Genomic DNA, 6571 nt, shown 5'->3' with positions numbered 1-6571 from the left:
GTTTTTTTGTGTTCTAACAGACTTTTTTTAAAAAAACTATTGACAAAGAGGAATTTATTTAATGCAAAGCTAGTGTAACATTCTATTAGTGAAATTAAAATTTCCCAGTTTTACCTCACCCTTTTAAGTGATTTCTCTAAAAAAGCCCTTTACTTTCAACGACGTAAAGTCGCTTTTTCCAGCCGGAATTATAAAGCTTCAAAATAATAGTTATTTACTTTTTTACCCTGATCTTACTAAACGCACAATTTTCATGATAAAAAAGCTGGTTACTAAGTACCGTTAAAAGGTTTGCAAGATAATTAAAAGCTAGTTACCAACAAATAGCCCCCTGTAAAAAGAAGGATTATGTACGTTATTAATCGAAAAACTTTTTGGCTAATGCATTTGAATAATAACTGCCCGAGCAATATTCCAACAAAAAGGGAAGGTACTGCAACAAGGGATGAAATCCAAGCCTCTTTACTAGTACCACCAAACAATATTTGCATGAATAAGCTGATGAAATATACAAAGAGATAGTAGGCTAAGGTAGTACTTCGAAGAATTGCTTTATCAGTTCCAACACCGGAAAAATACAGCAGTAGAGGTGGTCCAGGTACACCTATACTCGTAGTTAACAGCCCTGAGATTCCCCCAGTCAAAAAGTCTCTGTTTTTTGTTTCACGTATAGTTAGTTTTAAAATAAGCAATACCGTTGAAATGAGGATAAACCCGCCAACTACAATCTTTAACAATTGAATATCTAAATAAAGATAAATAAAGATCCCTAAAACTAGCCCCATAATACTTCCTTTAATCAGTCTAATTAACAAAGGTTTGTCTACTTCTTTTCCAATTTTAAAAATCATGAAAATAGAAAGACAAAGTGAAAGTATAATATTAATTTGTATAGCTGTATGACCCGGATAGATTAATAACAAAAAAGGTGTACCAACAATAGAAAAGCCGTAGCCAGTACTTGTTTGTAATAATGAAGCTAAAAGAACGATAAAGACAAGTATTATCCAATCTTCCATAAACCTAACACCTTCTCAGTTTTTGTTATATTCTTCAATTATAAAATATAATCTCTACTGAGTGACGTCGAATAATGACTATAAATATATTTAATAAATTAATCATCCTCTGTCTTTTAACTTAAACTAAACAGATTTCTTCAAACCCTTATTCCATTATCTAGGCCCGTTTGCTGAATAAAAAAAATCCTGCAATACAGGTTTATTGATCAAACATTTACAAACAGTTCGATTATTTCAAAACGATGCAGGGAAAAGCTTCGCAACTTTTTTATAAACATCACGACTTTATTTCAAATCAACAATTTTTGGTGGAAAACAAACTCTAAGCGAATTGTGATATGAAGAAAGTTCTGATATGGAAAAATAAATTAGGAATATTCAGTAATTTATCCCCTTATGAAATTATTTTATATATAATATGATAATTTTGTAATATTTTTCCTTCAGGGGGTAGAGTGATAAAAAGTGGAAATTATTAATTTAGGTTATTACAGTACTTGTATTTAATGAAAGTGTTAATGCAAAAAAACGCAAAAGATAATGAAATCAATGGTATTCCTGTTTTGGAGTAATGAAAAAAGTTATTTAGCATAGTGCGAGGATTCATACTGAAATTTTTTTGGAAATAAGAAATGGAGGAAGGATAATGAAGAAGTACTACAAATTTGTAGCCTTACTTTTCACGTTATGCATGTTTTTTGCTGCTCCAGTTGAAATGGAGGCTAAAGTAAATTCCTCGTCAGAAGTTACGGAAAAAGAAAAAAATGAAATCAATCAAGCAAAACCAGAATTATATTTTATTCCAACGAGTGATCCCGAAAAAGCAGATGAAGTTATTAGCCAACTGAAACAAGGAAAATCTCCGGAAACATTAGGGCTAATATCAAGTCAAAAGCACAGCCCAAGAGACCAAACGCTGGAGCAAATGAATTCAGAGGTTAAGAAAAATGCGGTTACGATAATGGAGGAAAGGACAGATAAGGGAAAAGATTCCGTTATGGCGAATTCCATTACTGCTTCAGATGGAGATGATTGGACCCCCCCTTCATTTCAGTACGATGATATAACATTTGATTCCTGTGTGGAGAATGAAAAGGCAGCATCAGGTTGGATTAAAAACCGTTATTCTCAATGTTGGTCGAGCTACGTTGTGTATAGCGATCCAGCCGGATGTGGTCCAAGTTGGTTTCCATTTGGTTGTGACTGGGTTGCCTTTCGAGTAACCGTTATTGCAAATGGATATAACGGATTTCGGGGAGTTACTTACAATTATACAATAGACGATATTGATTCAGACTTTGACAGCAAGGGATGGCGGCGAGGTTCCAAAGTTACCCTCAGCACGGAATGTGACGGTATTTCAGAAACCCGTGATTGTATTGGTGCGGATGAAAATGTCACAAGAACATTGGCAAATTGGGAATCAAGCAGTCATTACCAGTTTTATATTACATCTGAAGCCCCACCCATTACGAATAATAATAAGGATCAGGTAAGTTACATGGATATGTGGCCAAGAATAACTGTAGATCCACCTAGCCAAAAATATCCTCCACTCACAAATGATGGTCCAAAAGAAACCATTCGAATGGACTCAGCCGATTATCTGTTTACTCCTGGCTTTTCTAAAAGAGAAGGGGCTATCTTTGCGAATTTCATTCCGACCTTTACCTATGATATGAATGATCCCTACTTTAATATTATGAAAGAAGCTTTTCAGCATCATAAAGACGCCTTGACCTCAGAAGGAAGCTTAATCCCAGGGAAGGAGCCTAAGCCTCCACTCACTCGAATTTATTCTGCATATGACAGAGAACAATATAACAAGAATACCAATGCCAAAAATCAAGCATGTAAGAATCTTAATAAACCGGAAGGATATGAATGTGATGAATTTCCATTTGCCAGCACATATGAAGGAGCTGGCAAGGGTGATGGCAGGTTTTCTGTACGATACATTCCCAGAGATGCAAACAATACTCATGGGCGCTGGCTTGCAGCATGGTATGCATATAATCGAATTTTACACAAAGATTCATTTTATATAGGATTTAGAGAGTAATTACTATTCGGATTAAAGAGTATGATGGCTTCAATTCATAAAAGTCACTCACATATAAATGGAATTGTAAAACGCAATCTTTAATTGGTTGCGTTTTTTGTCTGGCCATTTTTCTAGTTTACATCCTGTTGCTTTTGAATTTATCTAGACTAAAGGTGAAAATCCCTTGATTTTATAGGGTTTTATTATATTAGACATGTATAATATATGCCCTTGACTTTGAACCTTGCAGTGTCGTGTTTCTCTTAGATAAGGATCAGGTTACCCCAGCTCCAACACCTATCAAGCTTACACGACACTTCTTCAAAGTAAAAGGATCGCTAACGCTCATATATCATACATAGTAGACATAATTTATTTGGTACGGTTAATGTTATGTGTAAAAGATGTTGAATTTTCACTAAAAAGGCGTACATATTGAACATAATGTACGCCTTTTTAGTATAGTTAATGAAATAAAGTTTGATCATTTCTGTGATCCTTATGCCATTAAAGCGCCCTATCGGAATAAAAAATTAGCCTCTAAGATGTTTTTTGAAATCAAAGGCTGCTGAAGGTGGCTCATACTTATTGAACTCTAGCAACCCATTAGTTCAAATCCGACGACTATTCAAGTATTAATTTCTATTGTACTTTTTATAATCTTTAAAGACTTTTTCGGGATTTCCCATCATGATAGTCTTCCCATAGTGGGCCGATGTATTTTTCTAATGTTTTAACAATAACATCTCTTTGGCTCTCTTCGATATTTCCAATATCGTTTGCAATATCATTTCTGACTCGTATGAGCACATATAAAGGGGGGAAGTCAGTTTCACGGAAAGCCTTAATCAGTGATTCTTCTTGTGGTGTAATATACATTAAGCATTCTCTTCCTTTCCAGTTAGATTATAAACAACTCTTAGATCATTAGGAACCGGCTGCAGCATGTATCGATCGATACACTTCCGAATACTTTAGCGATCCAGACGTTCTCGAGATAATCTCATTAAATTAGGGTCAAGTGAAAATAAGTGATGACTAATGTAGCACTAAATGATCTACTTAATTCGTCTGGAAATTGGATGATCTTCATTAAACTCCAGAAGGTCCCACAAATTACCGTATAAATCTTTAAATACAGCAACCATTCCATATGATTGCTCTTTGGGTTTTCTAACAAATTCTATTCCTCTTGAGACCATTTCATTATAATCTCTCCAAAAGTCATCGGTACTTAGAAAGAGAAACACCCTACCACCCGTTTGGTTACCAATAAATGGTTCTTGTTCAGGTTTCGATGCTCTTGCAAGTAAAATTGTAGTGCCAGCCGAGCCTGGAGGAGATACTACTACCCATCGTTTATCTTGCTCTGGCTGGTATGTATCTTCAACTAAAGTAAAATTTAGCTTTTTTGTATAAAACTCTAATGCCTCATCATAATCTCTTACAACTATAGCGATATGAACAATGGATTGAATCATTTATTAACTCCTCCAATCGAAATATTGTTTTTCATCATGACATTACCCATATTCTACTATTTTCCCCCCATTATTGTATCGATATTTGATTGTAGACTGCCACGCTCTTTCTTATTCCAGAATATGGCCTTTTTCTTGAATAAACAGGAAGCCCTTAATGCAATAAAAATAAGCCACCAAGTATGGCAGCTGACTCTTCCACTCTAACTCCTGTATCTAAATAATGAATGTTTGTATTAAAGACGTTTCTCCAAGATGATTTTCGGTTCTCCTTTTTCGTCAGTGTACGTTCCAACTATATCGAACCCATGACGTAAATTCAAAATGAGCATACTACGCCACTTGTTTTTAGTTTGGGTACGAACAACAGTGTATTCCTGCACCTTACACCATTCGTGCTGCTTGAGCATTAGTTCCGATGCAATCCCTTGACTACGATACTCTGGATACACGCCACCTAACCAACTATAGAATCTACTCTTACGGTCTTGATATCCTATTTTATATCCAACAACACGGTCATCATGAACGGCGACTAATATTAGGAATTGCGGTCTCGTTGATAATTCTTCCCTAATAGAATCAGAGCTTTGTGTTGTGAAAATGCTGTCGTGAAGTGAACACATGCTCTTATACCAAGTCGATTCAGTTTCCAAATTCGTGAACGCACTGTATTCCAAATTAATCCCTCCTGAAAGGACATTTCGCTAAAATCTAACTAAACCTGCCCTAAAAAAAGAGCATTACCATAGTTCTAGTAATGTACCTGTTAAATAAGACTCTTGCCAAATCCAATACTTTTAGCTTTATATCCCATACTTAAATAGAATTGATGTGCATCTTTTCTCTCTTCACGATTTCCGCTGTTTAAAGCTATTGCAATAGCTCCTTGTTCTCTTGCCCAACATTCTGCCTCTTGTATTAGCTTTTTGCCTATCCCTTTTCTTCGATAATTTGTGTCTACAATAAAAGCTACAATCCAAACATAAGAACCATCATATTCATAAAACAATCCAGTATTTAATCCTGTCATTCCAACAACTTTCCCTTCCAAATCAGCGACTAATGTATGATAGCTTGGATTGTTATTTATAGCATTAAATCTAAGTTTCATCTTATCGACTGAAGTTGGATAACCAAGTTGTTCCATCAAAATAACTAATTCAGGAATATCTTTTATCGTTGCTTTCCTTATAATAATCACGATTCAATGAAGTATCTTTTTAGAATAATCTTGGCTCTATCCTCTAGTGGAAAAGGGAGGTCATTTAGAGAGAAATACCTTAAATCTAAACTTTCCCCGTCCTCCATAAGAAGTTTCCCTGTAACTTCTTTAGCCTTATATAGAGCGATAACATTGTAAACTTCGTCTCCATGAGGATATTGATAATATAGATCCTTTCCAGAAAGTACATCGATGAACTCAAAAACCTTTGCTGTTAATCCTGTCTCTTCGTATAATTCTCGTTTGGCAGTTTCCTCTAAGGATTCTCCTAACTCCATGGCTCCCCCAGGTAATCCCCAATCATTTGTATCAGAACGGTGTTGAAGTAATATCTCCTGTTTTTCATTAAATACAACAATCGTAGATCCAACCAAAATAATAGGTTTGGTCCCTATAGATTTCCTTAATTCTTGTACATAATTAGCCATATCCTCCGCCTCCTAACAAGAAAATATTACCATACAGTTAAGTGGAATTAAATAAAGAAAACTCGCCGACTGGCACGAAGCGTGATGAGTAGTTGCGCTGAAACCTTATACTTAAAATTAGCCACTACGTTGAATTCCCTTCTTCGCTACCAATTTATACTTTTTTAAAGTGTTAAAAAAGTGGGATATTTCGCAATCCTCCCTTCCATTAAATGGATCTTTTAAAGAACAATTCTATGTTATTTAGCAGTTTATTCAATCATCCATAAAATCTTATACTTTCTGGTAGTCTAAAATAAGAAAAACCGGGCAAAAACCGCCCGGTCCTTTTTTGTCTAGCGAATATCCGATAGCTTGTACTCTATTCCATG

7 protein-coding genes are annotated in these 6571 nt (G+C 35.2%); 1 reads left to right on the top strand and 6 read right to left on the bottom strand.

Annotated features, from left to right (window positions below):
* Nucleotides 1–302: 302 nt before the first annotated feature.
* Nucleotides 303–1019 carry a sulfite exporter TauE/SafE family protein gene (locus Q1B07_RS25985; protein WP_299095491.1) on the bottom strand — a complete coding sequence of 239 codons (717 nt, stop codon included), beginning with the start codon at nt 1017–1019 and terminating at the stop codon, nt 303–305.
* A 649-nt stretch (nt 1020–1668) separates the two neighbouring features.
* On the opposite strand from Q1B07_RS25985, the gene Q1B07_RS25980 reads away from it, so the two are divergent.
* Entirely contained in the window at nt 1669–3084 is a 1416-nt protein-coding gene (locus Q1B07_RS25980) for a NucA/NucB deoxyribonuclease domain-containing protein (protein WP_299095493.1), read from the top strand.
* 645 nt (nt 3085–3729) lie between these two features.
* On the opposite strand, the gene Q1B07_RS25975 is transcribed toward Q1B07_RS25980, so the two are convergent.
* The 5 genes from Q1B07_RS25975 to Q1B07_RS25955 all read right to left on the bottom strand — a co-directional run bounded on the left by Q1B07_RS25975 (nt 3730) and on the right by Q1B07_RS25955 (nt 6200).
* Nucleotides 3730–3945 carry a hypothetical protein gene (locus tag Q1B07_RS25975; RefSeq protein ID WP_299093550.1) on the bottom strand — a complete coding sequence of 72 codons (216 nt, stop codon included), beginning with the start codon at nt 3943–3945 and terminating at the stop codon, nt 3730–3732.
* A 179-nt stretch (nt 3946–4124) separates the two neighbouring features.
* Entirely contained in the window at nt 4125–4547 is a 423-nt protein-coding gene (locus Q1B07_RS25970) for a VOC family protein (RefSeq protein ID WP_299095496.1), read from the bottom strand.
* 236 nt (nt 4548–4783) lie between these two features.
* Nucleotides 4784–5227 carry a GNAT family N-acetyltransferase gene (locus Q1B07_RS25965; RefSeq protein ID WP_299095498.1) on the bottom strand — a complete coding sequence of 148 codons (444 nt, stop codon included), beginning with the start codon at nt 5225–5227 and terminating at the stop codon, nt 4784–4786.
* An 89-nt stretch (nt 5228–5316) separates the two neighbouring features.
* Nucleotides 5317–5751 carry a GNAT family N-acetyltransferase gene (locus tag Q1B07_RS25960; protein WP_366945290.1) on the bottom strand — a complete coding sequence of 145 codons (435 nt, stop codon included), beginning with the start codon at nt 5749–5751 and terminating at the stop codon, nt 5317–5319.
* Nucleotides 5748–6200, bottom strand: coding sequence for an NUDIX hydrolase (locus Q1B07_RS25955; RefSeq protein WP_299095501.1), 453 nt, complete (start codon nt 6198–6200; stop codon nt 5748–5750). The genes Q1B07_RS25960 and Q1B07_RS25955 overlap by 4 nt, the downstream gene beginning before the upstream one ends.
* Nucleotides 6201–6571 lie beyond the last annotated feature (371 nt).

The organism is uncultured Metabacillus sp., from assembly GCF_947503125.1.
In the GTDB taxonomy this organism is placed as follows: domain Bacteria; phylum Bacillota; class Bacilli; order Bacillales; family Bacillaceae; genus Metabacillus.
This window is presented reverse-complemented; position numbering and strand designations above follow the sequence as displayed.